Annotated in this window: 17 protein-coding genes; 5 read left to right on the forward strand and 12 right to left on the reverse strand. The window is 61.0% G+C overall.

Annotated elements, in window-relative coordinates; all coding sequences use genetic code 11:
* Positions 1-155: 155 nt before the first annotated feature.
* The 12 genes from GKC30_RS12735 to modA (GKC30_RS12790) all read right to left on the reverse strand — a co-directional run bounded on the left by GKC30_RS12735 (position 156) and on the right by modA (GKC30_RS12790) (position 14,211).
* Complete coding sequence (locus GKC30_RS12735; protein ID WP_155935307.1) at positions 156-1,433, reverse strand: MFS transporter; 1,278 nt, start codon at positions 1,431-1,433, stop codon at positions 156-158.
* 23 nt (positions 1,434-1,456) lie between these two features.
* Complete coding sequence (locus tag GKC30_RS12740; protein ID WP_155935309.1) at positions 1,457-3,580, reverse strand: TonB-dependent receptor; 2,124 nt, start codon at positions 3,578-3,580, stop codon at positions 1,457-1,459.
* A gap of 187 nt (positions 3,581-3,767) precedes the next feature.
* Positions 3,768-4,796, reverse strand: a complete 1,029-nt coding sequence (locus tag GKC30_RS15240) for a helix-turn-helix transcriptional regulator (RefSeq protein ID WP_155935311.1) — start codon at positions 4,794-4,796, stop codon at positions 3,768-3,770.
* 127 nt (positions 4,797-4,923) lie between these two features.
* Complete coding sequence (locus tag GKC30_RS12750) at positions 4,924-6,189, reverse strand: hypothetical protein (RefSeq protein WP_196772881.1); 1,266 nt, start codon at positions 6,187-6,189, stop codon at positions 4,924-4,926.
* 8 nt (positions 6,190-6,197) lie between these two features.
* Positions 6,198-7,016 (reverse strand): outer membrane lipoprotein-sorting protein, encoded by an 819-nt coding sequence (locus GKC30_RS12755; RefSeq protein ID WP_155935315.1) that lies wholly within the window; start codon positions 7,014-7,016, stop codon positions 6,198-6,200.
* Between the two features lie 20 nt (positions 7,017-7,036).
* Positions 7,037-9,697 (reverse strand): efflux RND transporter permease subunit, encoded by a 2,661-nt coding sequence (locus tag GKC30_RS12760; RefSeq protein ID WP_155935317.1) that lies wholly within the window; start codon positions 9,695-9,697, stop codon positions 7,037-7,039.
* 268 nt (positions 9,698-9,965) lie between these two features.
* Entirely contained in the window at positions 9,966-10,691 is a 726-nt protein-coding gene (locus GKC30_RS12765) for a Rossmann-like domain-containing protein (protein WP_155935319.1), read from the reverse strand.
* Between the two features lie 10 nt (positions 10,692-10,701).
* Entirely contained in the window at positions 10,702-11,367 is a 666-nt protein-coding gene (locus GKC30_RS12770) for a molybdate ABC transporter permease subunit (protein WP_155935321.1), read from the reverse strand.
* A 6-nt stretch (positions 11,368-11,373) separates the two neighbouring features.
* Positions 11,374-12,066: a molybdate ABC transporter substrate-binding protein gene (gene modA / locus GKC30_RS12775; RefSeq protein ID WP_367614137.1), complete on the reverse strand. Its 693-nt coding sequence runs from the start codon at positions 12,064-12,066 to the stop codon at positions 11,374-11,376.
* 55 nt (positions 12,067-12,121) lie between these two features.
* The gene (locus tag GKC30_RS12780; RefSeq protein WP_155935325.1) at positions 12,122-12,814 is read right to left on the reverse strand and encodes an ATP-binding cassette domain-containing protein; all 693 of its coding nucleotides are present in this window, start codon (positions 12,812-12,814) and stop codon (positions 12,122-12,124) included.
* Positions 12,814-13,470 (reverse strand): molybdate ABC transporter permease subunit, encoded by a 657-nt coding sequence (modB, locus tag GKC30_RS12785; protein ID WP_155935327.1) that lies wholly within the window; start codon positions 13,468-13,470, stop codon positions 12,814-12,816. Before modB ends, GKC30_RS12780 begins: the two co-directional genes overlap by 1 nt.
* Before the next feature lie 3 nt (positions 13,471-13,473).
* Entirely contained in the window at positions 13,474-14,211 is a 738-nt protein-coding gene (gene modA, locus GKC30_RS12790; protein ID WP_155935329.1) for a molybdate ABC transporter substrate-binding protein, read from the reverse strand.
* 145 nt (positions 14,212-14,356) lie between these two features.
* Here modA (GKC30_RS12790) and GKC30_RS12795 point away from each other — a divergent pair, with 145 nt between their 5' ends.
* The 5 genes from GKC30_RS12795 to GKC30_RS12815 all read left to right on the forward strand — a co-directional run bounded on the left by GKC30_RS12795 (position 14,357) and on the right by GKC30_RS12815 (position 19,275).
* A complete protein-coding gene (locus GKC30_RS12795) occupies positions 14,357-15,400 on the forward strand; it encodes a TOBE domain-containing protein (RefSeq protein WP_155935331.1) in 1,044 nt (347 codons plus the stop codon).
* Between the two features lie 214 nt (positions 15,401-15,614).
* On the forward strand, positions 15,615-16,283 hold the full coding sequence (locus GKC30_RS12800) for a CerR family C-terminal domain-containing protein (protein ID WP_155935333.1): 669 nt from the start codon (positions 15,615-15,617) through the stop codon (positions 16,281-16,283).
* Between the two features lie 181 nt (positions 16,284-16,464).
* Complete coding sequence (locus GKC30_RS12805; protein WP_155935335.1) at positions 16,465-17,070, forward strand: MptD family putative ECF transporter S component; 606 nt, start codon at positions 16,465-16,467, stop codon at positions 17,068-17,070.
* Positions 17,048-17,824 (forward strand): energy-coupling factor transporter transmembrane component T family protein, encoded by a 777-nt coding sequence (locus GKC30_RS12810; protein WP_155935337.1) that lies wholly within the window; start codon positions 17,048-17,050, stop codon positions 17,822-17,824. The genes GKC30_RS12805 and GKC30_RS12810 overlap by 23 nt, the downstream gene beginning before the upstream one ends.
* A 32-nt stretch (positions 17,825-17,856) precedes the next feature.
* Positions 17,857-19,275 carry an ABC transporter ATP-binding protein gene (locus GKC30_RS12815; RefSeq protein WP_155935339.1) on the forward strand — a complete coding sequence of 473 codons (1,419 nt, stop codon included), beginning with the start codon at positions 17,857-17,859 and terminating at the stop codon, positions 19,273-19,275.
* Positions 19,276-19,277: the final 2 nt, after the last annotated feature.

Genomic DNA, 19,277 nt, shown 5'->3' on the forward strand with positions numbered 1-19,277 from the left:
CAGGCCCATGGGGCGGCGACGGTTCGATCAAGGGTGTGCATGGCGGCGACGGAAGCCGGAAGGCGGGCCGGATTCCAGACATCCGGCCCGCCTCGCCTGTCCGTCTGATCATAACCTGTTCGCCGCCATGACCGTTTGGCATACCGCACCCGTATTCATTTGTTCTCTCCGGCCATTGCCAGACGTGCCTTGGTGAGCATGCCGCCTTCCCCCCTGGCGAGCCGGGTTGCGACCACCGCAACCAACTGGCCGCAAAGCATAAGCACCGCAAGAAGTGAATACAGGACGGCAAATCCGAACATGTCCCCCAGCCGCCCCATAAGCGGGGCCGCGACCAACGGAAAAATGATGAACAGGCTGCTCAGCGCGGCAAACCCCGTGCCGGAATTCCGACCGGCGCACACGCGCATCATCAGGGTGAACGCCCAGACGTTGATTCCTCCCATGAGAATGTTGTCCGCAGTCAAGACCACAGCCGCAACCCATTCGGAGGCGGTCCCGGCCAGGGTCAGGCGCACGGAATACACCGCAAGCAGAACCGTGCTGAGGGAAAAAGCCACAATCACGGGCCTGGGTCCGAAACGACTGAGCATCCAGCCCGTGGCAAAGGTGCCGGCCAGCCCGAAGGGAACGGCGTAGCGCATCATCAACTGACCAATGACAGCGGAATCCAGCCCAAGATCCACGAACAGGGAGGAACGCAGCATGAAGCCGCTGAAGGCAAAGGCCGTGGGCGCGAGCAGCACGGGCAGCAACCACAAAACGTCTCGCCTGCGCAAGAAGGCCCGCATGCCTTCCGCATCGCCTTCACGACCCTCTTCAGGCCGAATCGTCGGCAGAATCTCCGTATGGAAAAGCACGGGAAGACTGAGCAGAAAAACCACGGCCGCCAGTATCATGCAAAGGATTTCCCACCCCATGGCATGTTGCAGCGTGAGCATCACCCCTCCTCCGAGGAACAGCCCGACGTAACGCGCTCCGGCCTGGATGCTGTTGCCCCACGGGCGCTCATGCACCTCCAGCATGTCCGTGGCATAGCCGTCTACCGCGATGTCGTTGGTGGCCATTACAACATTGAGAACCAGCATGACAGCGAACATGGAGTCAAAGGACGCTTCCGGCGAATACCTGGTAGCAACCAGCAGCAGCGCGGCGGCGATCCATTGCAGCGGGAATATCCAGGTGCGGCGCCTCCCAAGAGCCGGAATCCAGTGCCGATCCACCCAGGATGCGTACAGAAATTTGAAAGCCCAGGGCAGATGAAGAACAAAGAGGCCGCCGATTCGCTCCAGAGACTCGCCTTCCCCACGGAGGATCACCGGCAACGCACAAAAAACGAATCCAAGAGGTATTGCCTGGCACGAATACATCACGGCCAGCAGAAACAGCTTGTAGGGGGAGACGGCCCCCTTGCCCGCCAGTCTCGTTCTCATCTCGTCACGTCCTCAAGATTACGCTAGAAGGTATAGTCCACAGAAAGGCCAAACGTGCGAGGTCTCCCGTCCTCGGCGACACCTGCCGTGGTGTTTTCAAAGACCACGTAATGGCGGTCGAAGAGGTTCTTTGCCCACAGGCTGCACTCGAGCCCCTTGCGGCGGAACCCCAGACGCAGGCTTGCCAGCTGGTAGGCCGCCTGCCTGACCTCGTTGGCGTTGTCGAAAAACTGGGGACCAACGCCGGAGACTCCGGCCCGGCCGAACATCTCCCACTCCCCGGCGAACCGCTTTTGATAGTCCACCGCCACATCGAATGAGTATTCGGGAACGCAGAATACGCGCTTGCCCGCGTAGTCCACTCCCAGGGAGGCGTCCTCGTATTCGTCGAAACGGGCATCGATCCACGAGGCACTGCCGCTCAAGGTCCACTCCTCGGCGAGCTTGAAACGGCTCTCCAGCTCAAGCCCGGTGCGATGCGACTTCCCTGCGCTGGCGAGATACCCCTGCATGGTGGCTGCCTGGAACAGCGGGAGCTGCTCGTCGCGGATGCGGGTATGGAAGGCGGCGACGTTAAGCATCAGCCGCTTGTCGAGGAGCAAGGACTTCACGCCGACCTCGTAGAGCCAGCTATCCTCCTCGCTGTAGCTTTCGCCGTCAGCCGGGGCCGAGGCGTCATTGAACCCGCCGGCCTTGTGGGCCCTTGCCACCGTGGCGTAGGTCATGGCGTCCTCGGCGAAATGCCAGGCCAGCGACACCTTGGGAAGCAGGGCCGCATAATCATCCTGCCTGTCAAAGGACTTGACCACGGCGGCCGGGCCCCCAGCCGGGATGTTCGTCCTTGACGACCTCCCCTGGGCATGCTCGTACTCGCCCCGAAGCCCGAGGGTCAGCTCCAGACTGGGGAGCAACTCCCATGTTCCCTCGCCGAACAGGGCGGCCCCGTCGTTTTTCTGCTTTGTGTTGAAGCGCACCTCCATTCCGGGCGACGCAGAAGCAGCCCCCAAGTGGTTGGACACATCGGTCTTGGAGTCGAAATGAAAGAGGTAGGTTCCCACCAGCCACCGCATCGAGCCGGAGTCTTCGGGAGAAACCATCCGAAATTCCTGAGTAAGGGCCTTGTCGGTCTGACGATAGTTCTTGCGCATGTTGTCCAGGGGGGAAAAGTCCGCGTCGATCCATTCATCGCTGTCGTAACTGCGATACCCGGTTATTGACGACAGAATCCCCAGGTCCGTCGTCCAGTCCGAGTTCAGGGAACTGCCCCAGAAATCGACCTCCTGGCTCCCCGCGAAATCGTGAGAATAGTGATACGGGGAGTCGACCCCGTAAGTGCCAGCCATGACGTAGCCGTTTCGCTCTGTGCGCCTGGAGGAATACGCCCCGTCGTCATGATGCTGGCCGTCAACGGAAAGGGTCATGTCCCAATTGTCGGTTGCCTGCAAACGAAGCTTGACGCGGGCCGCCTTGCCATCGGTATGGCGTCCGTCGTCGCCATCGGCGTCAATGTCGTTCTTCATGAACCCCTCAGAGACCTCGGCCAGGCCGCTGACGCCGAGGAACAGCTTCTCCTCGATCAGGGGCCCGCTCCAGTCGGCCCGCAGCTTCCTTGTCCCGTAGTTGCCGAGGGTGACTCCGGCCGTGGACACAACCTCGTTGCCCGGTCGGGCGGTATAGACGTTGACAACGCCACCAGTGGTGTTTCGCCCGTACAGGGTGCCCTGGGCCCCCCGCAGCACCTCAACCCGGTCCACATTCAGCAGGGGAAACCCGAACATGTGCGACTTGTTGTAGCTCACGCCGTCCACCGTGAACCCGGTGCCAGCCTGCCCGGTGGGCAGGCTCTTGATCCCGCGCAAAAACAACAGCCCGTGCCTGCTGCTGCCGAAATCATGAAACTCCATGTTGGGGACGTGCTCCGAGAGATCGCCTATGCCCTCAATGCCCATGTCGAGCAGATCGTTGCGCTCGAACACGGTTATGCTGACCGGCACATCCTGGGACTCCTCGGCCCGTTTCTCCGCATTGACCACCACAGGCTCCAACACCAGCTCCCGCTTGCGTCCCTCCCCGTCTCCCGCGTCGGCAAAAGAAGCCGACAATGCAGCAAACAGAAGGACCACCATCACCCGGACGATACCTTTCATGACCTGAATCCTCTCTCCTTATTGCGCCCGACCGCTGCCTCGCGCAGCTGCGGCTGTTTCGACACGAAAAACTGATCGAAACACTAAGGAGATGCAGGGGTGGCTTTCTACTCGGCGAAGGAAGATAATTGCCCGAACAACCATCCCCGCCCCCAAGGAGACGGACGACGGTTACAGCACATGGGACCTATGGTCTCGACCTGCGGCAGGGCGTGTGGAGTCGCTCGCGAACGGATTGCAGATAGGCTTTGGGCAGGACGCCGAAACGCTTTCTAAAAGCCGAGGAAAAGTGGCTGAGATTGGTATATCCGATGTCCCAGGCCACTTCGCTGACGTTCATGTCCCCTTCGACAAAGAGCCTTCGAGCCCGTTGCAATCGGTACTCCTGGACAAAGGCGAATGCCGACATGCCGAAAAGCGACTTGAATCCCGCCTGTATGTTGACAACGGGAAGGTGGTATTTCGAAGAAAGCTCGGCCAAAGTCGGCGGAGATGCGTGCCTTTCCTCCAGATCGCTGCGGATGGAATGCAGGGCCTCGTTCATCCGAGGGCACAGGACGCGCTCCGTCCCCCCGTCGGCGTCGTCTGTCAGGACCAGGGCCAGAAGCTCCAGGGTCTTGCCTTCAAGATACATTTGCAGGCCCGTCGCGTTGCTGGCGCCATAGAACAGCTCGTTGGCCACGGCGCGAACCAGCGGATTCTGCCGCTTCTGCAGGACAAAGCCGACGTCGCCGCGTCCATTGAGCACCCTGCCCAGGCACGACGGAAGACGGCCCACGTCCCGGCCAAGCATGACACCCAGCGCCGAAGGAGACACATGGACGTGAACCATACGGATCCTCCGGTTGACCGGAAGCTCCACAACGCCGCTCATCTCGGGCATGTATCCCATCCCGTAATCCCCGGCTCTGTTGTGCAGCTCCCTCCTGCCAAAGGCGGGCGAATCCACCCGATTGACAAAGGAACCCTCCAGAAAGAAACCGAAATCGATCATGTGGTTGCTCTTGGCGAACTCAAGGCTGAACCCGCGGGGCAACGACGCATCGAACAGTGTCAGCGTCAGGCCCGCGTTCAGCCGCACCTCCTTCCACAACCGACCATACCAGACGGCCTTTTCCCTGCCCGCGAGCGAGGGAAAGTCGCGCACAGGCAAGTGGCGGCCGCTTTCACCGGGTGAATGGGACTTGCTGCCCGGATCCGTTGCAAGTTGACGCACACAGAACTCCAGATGATTCGATTATGACTTTCATTATCATAGTAAAGACGCTTAAGCAACTCCACCTCCCCTGTCAACCGGAAACCCCACGCCCCCTGCCCAAGGGATGGCGCCCGTGCGGACCTCGTCAAAAACTGTACCGCAATGCCATGTAGACATTGCTGTTTCTTTCAAACTGTCCGAAAAATGTCTGCCGCGATTCCCCGAAAAAAACATTGGCCCCCAGGCTCGCCGTGGTTCTGTCGGAAATCTTGTAGCTTGCACTCGGCCTGAGGAACGCATCCCGGTCGCTGGGAGAATAGTAGGCGTCCATGTTCAACGTCAGGTTCTGGTTCATCAGCAGTTGCGTCACCTGCAGGGTCAGCACGTGCCGAAATTCGTCCCTGGGCTTCCCGGCATCAACCCGGGCCCGGTACTCGCCGTAGTCCAGCATCTGCTCCAGGTAGTATTGCACCCAAACATTGCAGTCGCTCCACACCTCTCGGGCATATCCGGCCAGGTAGCGGATTTCCGAATTCCTCGCGGACGGATTTCTGCCTCCCCGGCTTTCGGGTGAATGATAATAGGAGAACTCCAGGTTGCCTATCCCGGCCCCGAGGGTTCCCCGGATGCTTGCGCCGTATGCGTTCAGCTCCGGGAATATCGAGCGTCCTTGCGCGTCGGTCCCTCCGGGGCTTTTCCAGAACCCCCTGTACAGGTAGGCAGCCAGTTCGTAATCCTCGACATTACGATACAGCCGGGCCGCGAATTCATCATCCACAAACCAGCGGTCGGGTGTGTCGGTACGAAGCAGGTCCTTGTTGCCCACGGTCTTCTGCCGAGAGGCATCCCAGTAGGATAAATACTCGCCGTTGACGAATCGGTCCGGCTCGAACTTCGGGGTATAGACAATATCCAGGTTGGCAACGTCGCTGAACAGCCCCGCCTTGGCCGAAGTGCTCGGCGCCTTGAGATACTCCGCGTCCCTGCCGATGAAAAAGGATTGCCAGTCCTTGGGGAACAGGTCGTTGAGAAAGACCAGCCCCCCTGTCCCCCAAGTCAATGTCTGCCTGCCAACCTTGATGTCCAAGGAGTCGGATGGTCGGGAAAAGGCCCAGGCTTCGCGTGTTTCGTAGGCAACGCACTCCGCCACCGCGTCGATCCGAATGTCCCCTCTGTATTTCAGGTCCAGGGAGTCCGTGCCGGTGAAAGCCTCGACCTGAAGGCGTGTTTCCGCCATGGAAAGGGCCTTCTCGTCAGGGTCGGCGCCAGTGCGGGCACCGACCCTGGACTCCACAAAGCCATACAGCTCGAGCCTCTCCCGCATCTGCTCCAGCAGGGTTTCGGCCTCCCCGGCGTAGAGGGGAAGCGGCGCGGAAAGGATTGAGAACACCGCCAGCAAGACGGCAGCCATCACGCCCCTCATCGCATGACCTCTTGGGGGGGGCGGCGCAGGTAGCGCTCGCTGAAGATCCTTTCCTCAATGGACACGCCGTAGGAGACGCCGGAAAAGGTCATGACCGTCGAACTGCCGGTTTCCAGGTTCGTCACCCTGGACCGCGTCACGGTGGGATACACCCCGCCGCTGTCGCCGGAAGGAACATCCTCCACCCTGAGGACCTCCATGATCCGGTAGACCCGGTCATCCTTGTAGTATTCCACCCGCAGGGGGATAAAGGTCAGAGGGTCGACAAAGGCCAGATAATGCGTGAATTCGACCCCGCCGGAAACTTTCGGCGTGTTCGCGACCACCAGCAGGCCGTCCCGGTCCTCCATCCGCTCATGCCTGTCTTCATCCAGATTTCGACCAGATATATCTTCATACAAAAAGTCCGACCCGGCGAAGCTTGTGCGCTTGTCTCCTGCCGCTATGCGTTTGACCAGGTCAAGGCCGGGCATGTAGAGCCACCGCGAATCGTCCTGCCCCGGCTCCACCGTCTTGTGCACCAGAAAGACCATCTTGCGGACATCTGCCGGCGATTTGAAGAAGGCCAGATACTTCTGCCCCCGGTCCTCGCCCGGCAGATTCATGCGCAGGATGTTCAACTCCCTCTGACGGTTGCGGCCCTGAGCGTCCGTAATGATCAGGTTGACGTTCCCCTTGCAGGTTTCCCCCTGATAGAAGGAAACGTGGTTTGCCCTGCGGACAATGGCATCGCCATCCATGGCGTCGGCCTGGACCGCGGCCGCAAACGACAGCAGGGAAACCACAATGGCCAAGAGCATCAATCGCTTTTTCATTCTTCACCTCTCTTGTCTGTTCAACGGTTGTTCTGATCGGCCACTGCAGTCTGCGGGACCGATTCGTCAGGGAAAAACCACCGCGTGGCCACAGTGATGACGGCAGGCACCGCCACCAAAGAAAGCGCCCCGGAAAGCAGCATGATCGAAGAGAGCAGTATGCTGGTGGTCCGGTACGGCACGAGGGACGAAACCAGCAACGGCAGAAACCCAATGGAGATCACCATCACGTTGCGGCTGATGGCGCGTGCCGGCGCCTCGAACATGCGGGTAAGGGTCAGCCGCCACGACCGCGTGACGGCATGAATGGATCGGCTCCTCTCCACGAAATGAATGGCGAAGTCCACGGACATGCCCAGGGTCAGTACGCCGAGGACGGCCACGGGCATGTCGTAGTCCTTTCCAATCAGACCTATGAATCCGTAAATGAGGAGGATTGTCGCGGTCAGGGGAACCATGCACAACAGCCCCCACTTCACGGAGCGGAAAAGGAAGACCGTCATCAGCAGCACAATGCCAAAACTGCCGATGAAGGAACGCAGCATTCCCTGCACCATCTGGTTCTGCCAAGCCACGTTGATATGGGTCAGCCCAGCCCAGTTGTGCCTCATCCCGACCGGCGGCGGATTGCTCTGGAAATATCCTTCCACAAACCGTGCCACGGCCTCCATGACCTTGTTGTCGCCGCTCGAGAGCTGGAACAGGACGCAGGCGCTGGAGTAATCCGGCGTGACGAAGTGCCAGAGGTCATGCGGACGGTGGCTCTGCTGAAACTGCATGTAGCATTCGCCGACGGCGCGCCTAAGCTCCGGCACACGATAGTTTTGCTCCCTGCCATCAAGCATCTCCTGGTTGATCTTGCTGACCACGTCTGCGGGGGAGACGCTTTTCCCCACCAGCCCCTTTTCCTGGAGCTGCCGCTGGAGGCCGACGACGTAGTGCAGCACGTCCGGGCGCTTGAAGGACTTGCGTTGCTCCTTTTCCAGGTTGAAGAAGCTTTCAAACTCCTCCCAGATATAGGCGTCGCCATCGGTGTCCGCCTTTGCGATGTACGCCCCGGCAAGCTCCACGGCCGTGTCGAGCAGGGGCGTCTCGCGCATACCGGCGGGCATGGCGGCCAGATCCCGTTTGAATCGGTCGGCCAGGCCGAGAGCCCTTTCTTCATCTTCCATCGTTCCTGAAAACTCCGTGAACCGTTGCAGCATGTTGGCCTGCTCTTCCGGCGACAACAGCCTCTGCTCCTCGCCATCCAGGATGAGATAGGCCGGGTATGTTCCCTTGAAGTGCCGGGTCAAAGCGATGTCCGCCTTGCGGATCGGGTGGTCTTCGGCAAACCATTTCACAGGATTGTCGTTGATCTGGATTCGGGAGATACCCCACCCCGATACGGCGACGAGCAGCACCAGCAGGACCAGCAAGGGTTTGGCGTTGCGAAACGAGAACCTGCCCGTGGCCTCAAGGAGCCTGGTCAGCGGGGTGTTGCTGTGCTCCTCTTTCACGGACAGCCCGAAGTTGTTGAACGCACTGCGGGGAAGAAGCATGACGTAGGCCGGAACGCACAGGATGGTCAGCAGCCAGGCGACCATAATGCCCATCCCGACAAAAACGCCGAAGACCTGGACTGGCGGTATCGGCGTCAACGCCAGGGAAATGAAGCCCGCTGCCGAGGTGAGGGAAGTATAAAGCATGGGCATGAAGAGGGTGTCCAAAGCGCTTCGCAGGGTCTCCTCGCGCCCTTTTTCCGCTGTATATGAATCAAAGAACTCCGAGAGGATGTGAATGGAATCCACCACCGCGATCGACATCAGGAAAACCGGAATCATGGAACTCATGATGTGCACTTCGAAGCCTGCGGCGATCATGGCCCCCATGGTGATGACCACCGAGAACGTGGCGATGAGCATGGGCAAGACGGTCAGGGAAAGCTTGCGGAAAAAGAAGTAGAGCAGAACAAAGATCGTTGCCATGGCCAACGGCGAAGCCACCATCATCTCGGTGAACATTTCCACCCCGATGGCGTCCTGGGCCACCGGAAGCCCTGTTATGTGCACCTCGTCCGCCATCCCCAACGCGGCCACCTTTTCGTTCATCGCGTTGTAGACCTTGTAGCTGAGGCGCTTGTTCGTCAGGGGCAGATACAGGCAAAGGGCCTTGCCGTCCTCCGAGGCCATGCGTCCCGCCAGCATGGGATTGGCCAGAATCCGCTCGCGGACCCGCAGGGCCTCCTCTCTGTTCGTCGGCGGCCCGGGCATGAGCCAGTCAAACGAGATCGTGCCCGGGCCGGCCTGGGCAATGTGTTCCACCAGGGACGGAGCGATCACGTCAACGCCGACCACGCCGCCCTCCGTCGCCGGATCGTCCGGGTCGGGCCACCGCAGCTTTTGGGCATATTGCGCAAGCTCATAGACGTTGCTCAGGGTTTCCGCGTTGAACACTCCGTCTTGGTGCGCCGTGTTGACGATCCCAAGGACCACGATGTCGGACAGGTCGAATGTCTTTTTCGCCTGGTTGTGGAACAGCCGGGAAGGCTCGTTCTCGGGGAGCATGTGCTCGGGATCGGTGTCGATCGTGACCTTCGGAAAAAACGACCCAAAGACGGCCGTCGCCACGATCACCAACAAGAGCGTTGCCCTGTAGTGCCTGATGGCAAAAGAAACCATGGATTTTTTGATCTTTTTCATCGTCCGCCTCCCAGAGGCTGGCTGACCCCCGAAGGAGCCCTGGTTGAAAATAGTAAAGCCGCTTAACTTTGTTCCCAAAAAAAATGCCCGCCAGTGGACAGCGACGAAGTCCCGTCGCATTGTCCGAGCCATGTATACGGACCCGTTTACCTGGAGTCAAGAAAAAAGTAAACTGCTGCGTTTACATGCTGGTTTCCGGGTGCCCCGGCCACCGTCCCCCTTGCCCAAGGGCGCGGGGAGGGGCAGGGGGGACGGCGGCAAGGCGGCCTCAGCCGCTCTGGGGGCAATAGCGATCCCACTGCATGAGGCTGGCCGCCGCGGCAATGGTGGTCCCGTAGAAGAGCACAGGGCGACCGACAAGGAAGCGCCCGATGGAGTCGTTGACAAGGGTGGTTCCCGTAACCACCAGCAACTCCGCCCAGTCCAGGGCCTGGGCCGCGGATTCCGGGCCTTCCACCAGCACCCCGCGCTTGACCTGCCCGATGTTGTCGGGGTCCAGATCAAGAAGCCGAATATCCAGCTCGCCCCCAAGGCGCTCGGCCATGGCCGGCTGAAAGCCGACAATGGTCACACGCCCGACGCCATAGGTCCGGCGGATGTGGTCGGGCATGGCCCGGGCGCATCTTTCCGGCCCGCAGTCCTTGCAATGGATTGTCCCCCCGACCTTGCCGAGGGCATTCATGACGGCGTTGAGGGTCGCGATGAAGACCGCCCGATGGTAGTTGGTGGTCAGCGGCAGGTTGGCTATTTCCGCAAGGGTGCCGCAGAAGTGTCCGTAGTGATCGGTGAAGGCCTGCCCCCGGAACCCGCGGAAGGATGCCTCCACCAGCCTCTCCTTGCCCTGCTGGATGGGATAGTCCCCGCCCCCCGGGTCGCCAATGGCCTGCTGCACGGTCAACGGCCCGGCGCTGACCATGACCTCTTCCTCCATGAGTCCGTGGTCCGCCCAAAGGCGCACCCCTTTGTTCCAAACGGTCTTCAATGTTGATTCCATGATTTTCTTCCTATACTGCGGACATTCGTTTCAACACGAGATAAATTGCCAGGGAAAACAGGCCTATAATGCACGAGAGAACCACTGCGCGGTCAAATTCCCCGCTGAATACGGCGTTGTAGATTTCCAGGGATAGCGTGTTCGTCCTGCCCAGGATGTTGCCGCCGAGCATAAGGGTGATGCCGACCTCTCCAAGGGACCGGCCCAGGGCCAGAAACCAGCCGGATATAACGCTGCGCCGGACGTTGGGCAGCAGAACGAGCCAGAACGTCTGCCACTCGCTCTTGCCGAGCACCCGTGAGACCTCGGCCAGTTGCGAACCTCCGCGCAGGGCGGCCTCCACGGGCTTGACCATGAGAGGCAGCCCGGCCACGAAGGACGCGATGACAAGCCCCCAAAAGCTGAACACAAGGCCGTCGGTCACGAATCTGCCTATGGGGCCGTTTCTCCCGAGCAGGAGCAACAGCGCGAATCCCGTGGCAATGGGCGGAAAGACAAGCGGCAATGTCACCAGAAAATCCACCACCGAGCGCATCACGGTCTTCCTGCCCGTCAGGTAGTAGCCCACAAGCACGCCCGCCGCCAGATGCAGTGCGCCAGCCACAGCCAGCACCCGGACCGTCAACCACAGGGGGCCGAGGGTCTGGGGTTCGGTCAGGATGCCCAGCAGGGACATGACAGTTTAGAGGCCATGGCTGATGATGATCGCCTTGGCTTGAGCCGTGCGCAGGAAGGCGATGAACTCCAGCGCGGCCTCCTGGTTCGGCGCGTCCCGAAGAACGCCCGCCATGATGCTGATGGGAGCGTACCCGGACTGGTCCAGAATCACATACCCTCCCAGTTTGTCCGCAACATCCAGCACATAGGACAGATTGAGAAACCCCATGTCCACTTCGTTGGCCACCAGATACGAGAAGACCTGGGGTACGGTGGCCACCTCGATCAGCCGCGGCGCCGCGGCAGGCATTCTCCCGGTGTTTTCGAGGAATTCCCGCGCCGCCTTGCCATAGATGGCCTTGACCGGATCAGGCATGGCGATGCGGCGGGCGGCCTCGTCGTCCAGGGCCTCCACCGCGGCAAAACCTCCCTTTGCGGGGAAGGCGAGCACCAGCTGGCCGCGCCCCAGCTCGTGCGTTTTTGCAAAGACGAGGCCGGAAGAACTCAGGAACGCCTCGTCGCCAAGCACGAGATCGACCTTTCCGCTCTCCATGGCCAGGGCTGTAACCCGACCCATGTTGCCGTAAATCAGGTCGGGTTGCTTGCCGCTCCTCTCTGCATAGGCTGCGGCAAGGGCGTTCACCATCTTTTTGTACCCTGCGCCCGCAGCCACCACCGGGCTGTGGGCAGAGGCCGCCCCGGAAGCCAGAAAACCCACGGCAAAAACACAGAATACAACTGTTTTCAACCAACGTAACGAGTGCATGACAACCTCACAATGACGCGCAGGCCAAAGCCTCGCGAGTTAACTTGTGAATGGGGGCGCTTTGTCTGCGCAGCCAGTCGGGCGCTATCTTTCCGTTTTCCACGGCCATGATCTCGTCTCCGAGGAAGGCAGCCTCCTCCAGGTCATGGGTCACATGGAGGATGGGGATGCCCAGTTCGTCCTTGAGTTCCTTGAGGTGCGCCCGCAGATTCCGCCGGGTGGCCACATCCAGGGCCGAAAACGGCTCGTCGAGGAGCAGCAGGACCGGATCGCGGGCCAGGGCCTGACAGAAGGCGGCGCGCTGCCGCTCCCCGCCGGAAATGGCGGCTGGCCTGCTCGCCGCCAGGTGCCGTATGCCGAACATGTCCATGAGCGTGTCCACCCGCTCCATGTCCGTGGCGGCAAAGGCAACATTCTTGCGGATATCGAGATGGGGAAACAGCGTGTAGTCCTGAAAAACAAGGCTCAAGCCCCGCTTGCGGGCCGGGACAAAGAGACGGGACCCGGTGTCTGCCCAAGGCTGGCCATTGAAGACGATGGTTCCCAAGTCCGGTTGTTCCAGTCCGGCCAGCAGCCGGATCATGGTGGTCTTCCCCGCACCGGACGGCCCGACAACAGCAGTAATCTGGCCGGGTGCGCAGGAAAAACACAGCTCAAGATCAAAGTGCTTGAGCTTCTTGACCATGTCTACACAGAGCATCAGGGGCGCCTCGCATTGATTTTGTTGATGATCATGAGCACCGCGAAGCTGATGGGAACCAGGGCGGCGGACAAAAGGAAAGCGTCGTTGAAGCGCATGGCCTCCACGGCCTCGAAGATGGCGATGGACGCCACCTGGGTCTTGCCCGGAATGCTGCCGCCCACCATGAGAATGACGCCGAACTCGCCCAGGCTGTGGGCAAAGACGAGGATGGAAGCCGCCGCCAGTCCTCCGATGCAATTTGGCAGGATTATTCGAAAAAACGCCTCCGTTGACGTGAGGCCGAGAATGGCCGCGCTTTCCAGAAGACGCGGGTCCATTTTCTCGAAGGAGGCGCGAAGCGGCTGGACCGCAAAGGGCAGGTTGAACACCAGCGAAGCGATGAGGATTCCGGCGAAACTGAAGACCAGCCTGCCGCCGGTCAGGTCCTCCCATGCCGCGCCCACCGGGCCGAGAGGCCCCAAGATCACGAGCAGGGCGAAGCCCAGGACCGTGGGCGGCAGGACCATGGGCAGGGTGACGACCGCGTCAAGGACGCTCTTGCCCCGAAAGCGGCCAAAGGCGAGCACATAGGCAAGAGGCGCGGCCGCCACCGGAATCAGCACCATGGTCCAAAAGGCCAGCTTGGCCGAAAGAAGCAGCGGAGTCCAGTCCATGGGCTAGTTGTATCCGTACTGCTTCTTGAACGCCTGGACTTCGGGCGAGAGCAGGAACTCGGCGAAACGGGCTGCCGCCTCGGGGTTGGGCGCACTCTTGAGGATGCAACCCGCTTGGACCACCGGGGGAGCCTCGTCCACCACCTGATAACAGCCCTTGGCCCCCTCGTCCGTAAACACCGAGGAGAAGGCGACGAAACCCGCGTCTGCAGCGCCAGTGGACGCGAACTGGAACGCGTGGGAAATGGACTGACCGAACACCAGGCGGGGCTGCACCGCATCCCAGAGTCCCGCGGCCTGCAGGGCCTGCATGGCCGAAGCGCCGTAGGGCGCGGTCTCGGTGTTGGCAATGGCAATTTTCTTGACCGCCGGATTGGTCAGAGCGGATTTCCAGCCCCCATCGCACAGGGCCTTGCTCCGGGACCACAGGACCACCTGTCCTGTGGCGTAAACAAAGGGCTCCTGCGCCAGGCCGTCGGCGTGAAGCTTTTCGGGGCGGATCTCGTCTGCGGCGAGAAGCATGTCAAAGGGGGCGCCGTTGACGATCTGGCCATACAGCTTGCCCGTGGAGGCATAGGTGGCCTGGACGGTCAGCCCCGTGGCCTTTTCAAAGGCCGGGATGATCTCGTTTTGCATGATGGCGGTGTAGTTGGCGGCCTGGGCCACGAGCAAGTCGGCGGACAGGGCCGGGGCGGGCAGGACAAGGGCAAAGGCGAGTAAAAACGCGGCTATTCGTTCCATGGTCCAATCCTTGGGTTGCGGGTTTCTTTACTTTGACCGGCAGCTGTGCAAACGTCGATGTCATATATGAACGCCCTGACACACAACGCAACCGTGTCACGCAATCCGGAAAAAACGTGACCCTGACCGGGTGCCCAAAACAGCAATGACCCCACGCCACTGCCAACGCGAACTCTTCAGCGTCTCCGACGAGGTGTCTCACCTTGATGCGCGGCAGATCCAGGCCCTTGCCGAGGCTTTTGCCGCCTGGAGACGCAGCGCCAGGCGGCCTGACAGCGTCCGGGCGCGGGAGCGGATCGGGCTGACCTTTCTCCTGCTCCGGCACACGGGCGCCCGGCTTGGCGAAGTCCTCGCCCTCGACGACCGCACCGCCTTGGACATGCAGCGCTGCGTGGTCCATCTGGGCTTGAAGGGCAACACGCGGGAAGTCCCTCTGCCAGAGGATTTCTGCTCCGAATTGCACCGGGTGTTGGAAAGCCCCATGGCCTGCGGCCTGAGGGGGCACTTCTTCCATCTGGACGCAGGGTATCTGCGGCGGATTTGCTATGAACGTGGCAAGGAGTGCGGACTGCCCAGAGAGCTGGCCAACCCTCGGGTACTGCGCAATTCCCGCGTGGTGGAGATGCTGCGGGCCGGTGTGCCTCTGGCCGTGGTCAAATCCGTGCTCGGCCAAACTTCCCTTGATTTCGCATCGGACCTGCAACACTTCACGCAGGGGGATGTCACCGCCATCGTCCGGCTTGCCCAAGCCGACATGCGCACCCGCAGCAGTGCGCGCAACGCCTTCATCGGACACGTCACCGGCCTGGATACGGACACCGTGATGGCCGGAGTAAGCATGGAGAGCCGCTCCGGCATCGCCATCCACGCCGCCATCACTGCCGACAGCATGCACACCATGCGTCTTGAGGTCGGCACCCCCATCGTGGCGACCGTCAAAGCCCCGCTGGTCAATGTCATGCGGGCCGGGCAGACGCTGTGCGGGAGCGCCAGAAACCGTCTGACCGCGACGGTTCTGCGTGTGCTGGATTCCCCGGTCATTGCCGAAATCGCCGGCCGCCTCCACGACGGAACCGAGGTGTGCGCCCTGGTTTCGAGCCAGAGCGCAAGAGACATGGCCCTTCAGCCCGGCGAAGACGTGGTGTTCTGCTTCAAAAGTCTTTCAGTGGTTCTCAATTCCATCAGATAGCCTCCGCCTGTCCCGATTGGCGGGAAAAAGCCAAGCAGGTCCGGCCCTGCTGCCAGCATACGGCGACCCGCGCCCCATTGGCAGAAACCGGGCACGAGGCAGCAACGACGGAAGTTCATCCGAGCGGTTAAACCAAAAGGATTAACCACGTGGTTGACTTTTCTCCAGGCTGCGAATATATCCCTCGCACGAACATCGGAAAAGAGAGCGAATCATGGATATTGGCAAGAACGAAAACAACGTCACCGCACCCCGCCTGATAGCCGCAGGGGCCAAGCTCTTCAGCGAGCACACAAGCCACGAGGTGAGCAACCGCGCCCTGGCCAAGGAGGCTGGCGTCAACCATGCGGCCATCAACTACTACTTCGGCAGCAGAGACGGCTTGTGCGAAGCCATATTCGGCCATTGCCTGACCCAATGGAAGGCGATCATGCTGCCCCTTGTGGAGCAGATCGACAACCGTATCGGCGAAAGCTCCGACCCCGAGGACCTGGCCCGCATCGCCCACGATCTTGTGCGTGGCATGATCTCGGCCATAACAGGAAAGGAAGGGACCCGGTTTCTGAGAGTTCTTTTCAATGAAGGACTGATCAAACCCCGCGAACTCAACCGCCGCATGTTCCAGGATGTGATCCGCCCCTTCCACGCCGTTGCCACCCGGCTGGCCGCCGCTGCCAGGGGGCTGCCCCCCGAAGACATGGAGAGCATGGTCCTCGGCCAGGCCATTGTCGCCCAATGTATGACCTTTTTCCGAGGGCGGGTTCTCCTGCGCCCGAGGCTGGATCTCAAGGCCCTGGATCAGGGCCGGGCCGAACAGATCGCGGACATCTTGTCCCGCTCCGTGTGCGCCTCCCTTGGCTTGCCGGACAATATCCGGCAGTGACCAGCCTGATCCCGGCATCCCATCACCCCGGCAAGGTATTCCTTTTTGTTGAAAATGAAAATTGATTTCACGAAAGCATTCGTGAGGGGTTCTTCATGAACACACATCCAATCAGCGGCGTTGCGGCCCAGGCTCGAGGCCGTTTCGATATTGCAACAGCCGACCAGGAGGGCCAAGGACAATGCTCCAGGCAGAATCCACCACTCTGACAGAACTCTCCGGGGAGGCTCCCCCGGCAGCCTGGGCCGAACGCAAACGGCGCCACTGGCCGGTGCGCGATCTGATCGTCATCGGCATCTTCGCCGCGGTGGTCAAAATATCCAGCCTGATCATCGCGTTGGTGGGCGGGGGCATGAACCCCCTGACCCTGATCGTCAAGAACGCCGTCTTCACCAGCCTGCTGGTGGTGCTGCTGCACAAGGTTCCCCGCCTTGGAACGCTGACCCTGTTCGTCGGGGTCTCGGCCGTGGTTTCCCTGCTGCTCTTGGGGAGCGGAGCCATTTTACTGCCCATGTCCCTGGTCGCCGCCCTCTTTGCGGAGATGGTGATCACCCTTTTTGGCGGGTATCGCCGCACCGTGGGAATTCTTGTGGGCGTGGCAGTGTACGATCTGGCGAGCAAGGGCGCGTCTCTCGGCATTTCCTGGCTGGTAATGCGCGAACAGCCCGAGCTGCTGATCACCATCAGCACCATGGTAGCCATCGGCTATCTCGGAGCCCTGGCCGGTCTTTACAGCGGACACCTCTTTGTCAAGGAGCTGCGACATGCGGGTATCGTTCATCAATGATTCAGACCTCACCGACAGCTTCCCCGCGACCCTGGATGTACGCACCAAGCTCTTCCTTTGCGTCCTCTCCTCGCTGTCGGCTATCATTTTGCAGTCGCCCCTGGCCATGACCCCGCTCCTGGCAGCCAGCGCACTGTACGCCCTGTCCACGAAAAACATAAAGAAAATCCTCATGGCCTATGTGGCGGTTTTCACCATGCTCGGCATCTCCTCGGTCTTCGTCATCCTCCTCGCCATGATTTGGCCTGAGCTGACCAAGCTGGAGTGGAGCAATTTCCTTACCCCCTTCCTGCGCATCGTCCTCATGATCAATGTTGTCCTGGCACTGTCGCTGACCTCGCGCATCCAGTCGCTGCTGACCGCGCTCAAGTCCATGCGGCTGCCCAGCCTGATCTATATCCCCACCTCGGTCATGATCCGGTTCATTCCGACCTTCTTCAACGACGCCAAGCAGGTTCTCCAGGCCCTGAAAATCCGCGGGTATCCCCTGACGCCGCGCTCCATGTTCCTGCATCCGCTCCGCAGCCTCAGGGTACTGTTTGCGCCCCTGGTATTCCGCGCTCTGCGCTCCTCGGACGACCTGGCCATGGCCGCCGAGCTCAAAGGGGTGGGCATGTCCGAGAGCATCGTTCCACACCGGCTGAACGCCTTTCACCGAAGGGATCTGGCCGTATCCGGCCTGGCCGTGGGGTTGGTTGCCGCTGCCTTTGCCATCCAGGTCCGGTGCGGCGGCCTCTCCTTTGGCATGCACTGATCGCCATCCTCTCGCCCTCCAAAGGAACAAGTATGATCCAACTGCATAACGCATCCTTCTCCTATCCGTTTCAGCCATCACCCAGCGTGATGGAAGTGGACCTTGAAGTGGCCCCCGGAGAAATCGTCCTCCTCACCGGCCCAAGCGGCTGCGGCAAATCCACCGTGGTACGCATGATAAACGGGCTGGCCCTGCATCATTTCCGGGGAAAGCTCACAGGGCAGGTGTGTGTGGGGGGCCGCTCCGTCGAGTTTCTTGAGGCCGCCGACATTTCTACCCAGGTGGGCACCCTGTTTCAGGACCCCGAAGCCCAGTTCTTCGCCCTCAATGTCCGCGACGAAATAGCCGCGGGCCACGAATGGCGACAAGTGCCGGCCCAGGAAACCGAACGGCGCGTGCATCTGGCGGCCGACATGTTCGGGCTCCACGACATACTGGACAGATCCATTCTCACTCTTTCCGAAGGCCAAAAACAGAAAGTCGCCCTGGCGGCCATCATGTCCCTCGGGCCCCGTGCGCTGGTGCTGGACGAACCCTCGGCCAACCTCGACCCTGAGTCCACCGAGGCCCTGGCCCGCATCCTGGGCGAACTCAAGGCCCAAGGCGTGGCCATCCTGATCGTGGACCACCGCCTCTACTGGCTGCGTCGCCTGGCGGACCGGGTCATGGTCATGGACAAGGGGCGCGTCGTGGCCCAAGGCCCCTTCGACATCGTTGACGACGACTCCCTGCGCCAACGCCACGGGCTGCGCCACAGTCGCGTGGCCGACCCCCGCCCGGACCTGCTGCCACCCGATGCCGCCCTCAGCCCTGCCATCCGGCTGCGCGGGCTGTGCTTCGCCCATGGCCGCCGCAACCCCATATTCGACCACGCGCATCTCGACCTCCCCATGGGCCAGGTCATCGGACTGCTCGGCCCCAACGGGACGGGCAAAACCACCCTGGCAATGCTGCTGACCGGCTTGCTCAAGGCCGACAAAGGCCAGCTCACCGTTGGCAAGCAAACACTCAAGCCGTCTGAATTGTTAAACAAGGCCAGCATCATCCTGCAAAATACCGACCACCAGCTGCACATGCAGACGGTCTTTGCAGAAGTTACCAGCTCCCTGCCCAAGGAAAACAAGGACGAAACAGCCAAACAAGTCATGGCCCTGCTTGAAAAATACAACATAGCCCATCTGGCCAGGCGACACCCTCAGTCCCTGTCTGGTGGAGAGAAGCAGCGCCTGGTCATCGCCTGCGGCGAGGCCAAGGCCCCTGAGGTGCTCATACTGGACGAGCCCACCAGCGGCCTGGACGGGGCCAACATGCGCCTCATTGCCGACTGCACCAGGGACTTCGCCCAGCGTGGCGCCTGCGTCCTGCTCATCAGCCACGACCTTGAGATGCTGGACAACGCCTGCCAGTGCGCCGTGACCATGCCCCTGAACCCTGCAACCCCCAAGGAGTGATT

Source organism: Pseudodesulfovibrio alkaliphilus (assembly GCF_009729555.1).
GTDB lineage: Bacteria > Desulfobacterota > Desulfovibrionia > Desulfovibrionales > Desulfovibrionaceae > Pseudodesulfovibrio > Pseudodesulfovibrio alkaliphilus.

Bases quoted from the DNA above. Each gene is read 5' to 3' on its own strand.
- GKC30_RS12735 (WP_155935307.1), bottom strand. From the start codon at position 1,433: ATGAGAACGAGACTGGCGGGCAAGGGGGCCGTCTCCCCCTACAAGCTG.
- GKC30_RS12740 (WP_155935309.1), bottom strand. From the start codon at position 3,580: ATGAAAGGTATCGTCCGGGTGATGGTGGTCCTTCTGTTTGCTGCATTG.
- GKC30_RS12750 (WP_196772881.1), bottom strand. From the start codon at position 6,189: ATGGCTGCCGTCTTGCTGGCGGTGTTCTCAATCCTTTCCGCGCCGCTT.
- GKC30_RS12755 (WP_155935315.1), bottom strand. From the start codon at position 7,016: ATGAAAAAGCGATTGATGCTCTTGGCCATTGTGGTTTCCCTGCTGTCG.
- GKC30_RS12760 (WP_155935317.1), bottom strand. From the start codon at position 9,697: ATGAAAAAGATCAAAAAATCCATGGTTTCTTTTGCCATCAGGCACTAC.
- GKC30_RS12765 (WP_155935319.1), bottom strand. From the start codon at position 10,691: ATGGAATCAACATTGAAGACCGTTTGGAACAAAGGGGTGCGCCTTTGG.
- GKC30_RS12770 (WP_155935321.1), bottom strand. From the start codon at position 11,367: ATGTCCCTGCTGGGCATCCTGACCGAACCCCAGACCCTCGGCCCCCTG.
- GKC30_RS12780 (WP_155935325.1), bottom strand. From the start codon at position 12,814: ATGCTCTGTGTAGACATGGTCAAGAAGCTCAAGCACTTTGATCTTGAG.
- modB (WP_155935327.1), bottom strand. From the start codon at position 13,470: ATGGACTGGACTCCGCTGCTTCTTTCGGCCAAGCTGGCCTTTTGGACC.
- modA (WP_155935329.1), bottom strand. From the start codon at position 14,211: ATGGAACGAATAGCCGCGTTTTTACTCGCCTTTGCCCTTGTCCTGCCC.
- GKC30_RS12795 (WP_155935331.1), top strand. From the start codon at position 14,357: ATGACCCCACGCCACTGCCAACGCGAACTCTTCAGCGTCTCCGACGAG.
- GKC30_RS12800 (WP_155935333.1), top strand. From the start codon at position 15,615: ATGGATATTGGCAAGAACGAAAACAACGTCACCGCACCCCGCCTGATA.
- GKC30_RS12805 (WP_155935335.1), top strand. From the start codon at position 16,465: ATGCTCCAGGCAGAATCCACCACTCTGACAGAACTCTCCGGGGAGGCT.
- GKC30_RS12810 (WP_155935337.1), top strand. From the start codon at position 17,048: ATGCGGGTATCGTTCATCAATGATTCAGACCTCACCGACAGCTTCCCC.
- GKC30_RS12815 (WP_155935339.1), top strand. From the start codon at position 17,857: ATGATCCAACTGCATAACGCATCCTTCTCCTATCCGTTTCAGCCATCA.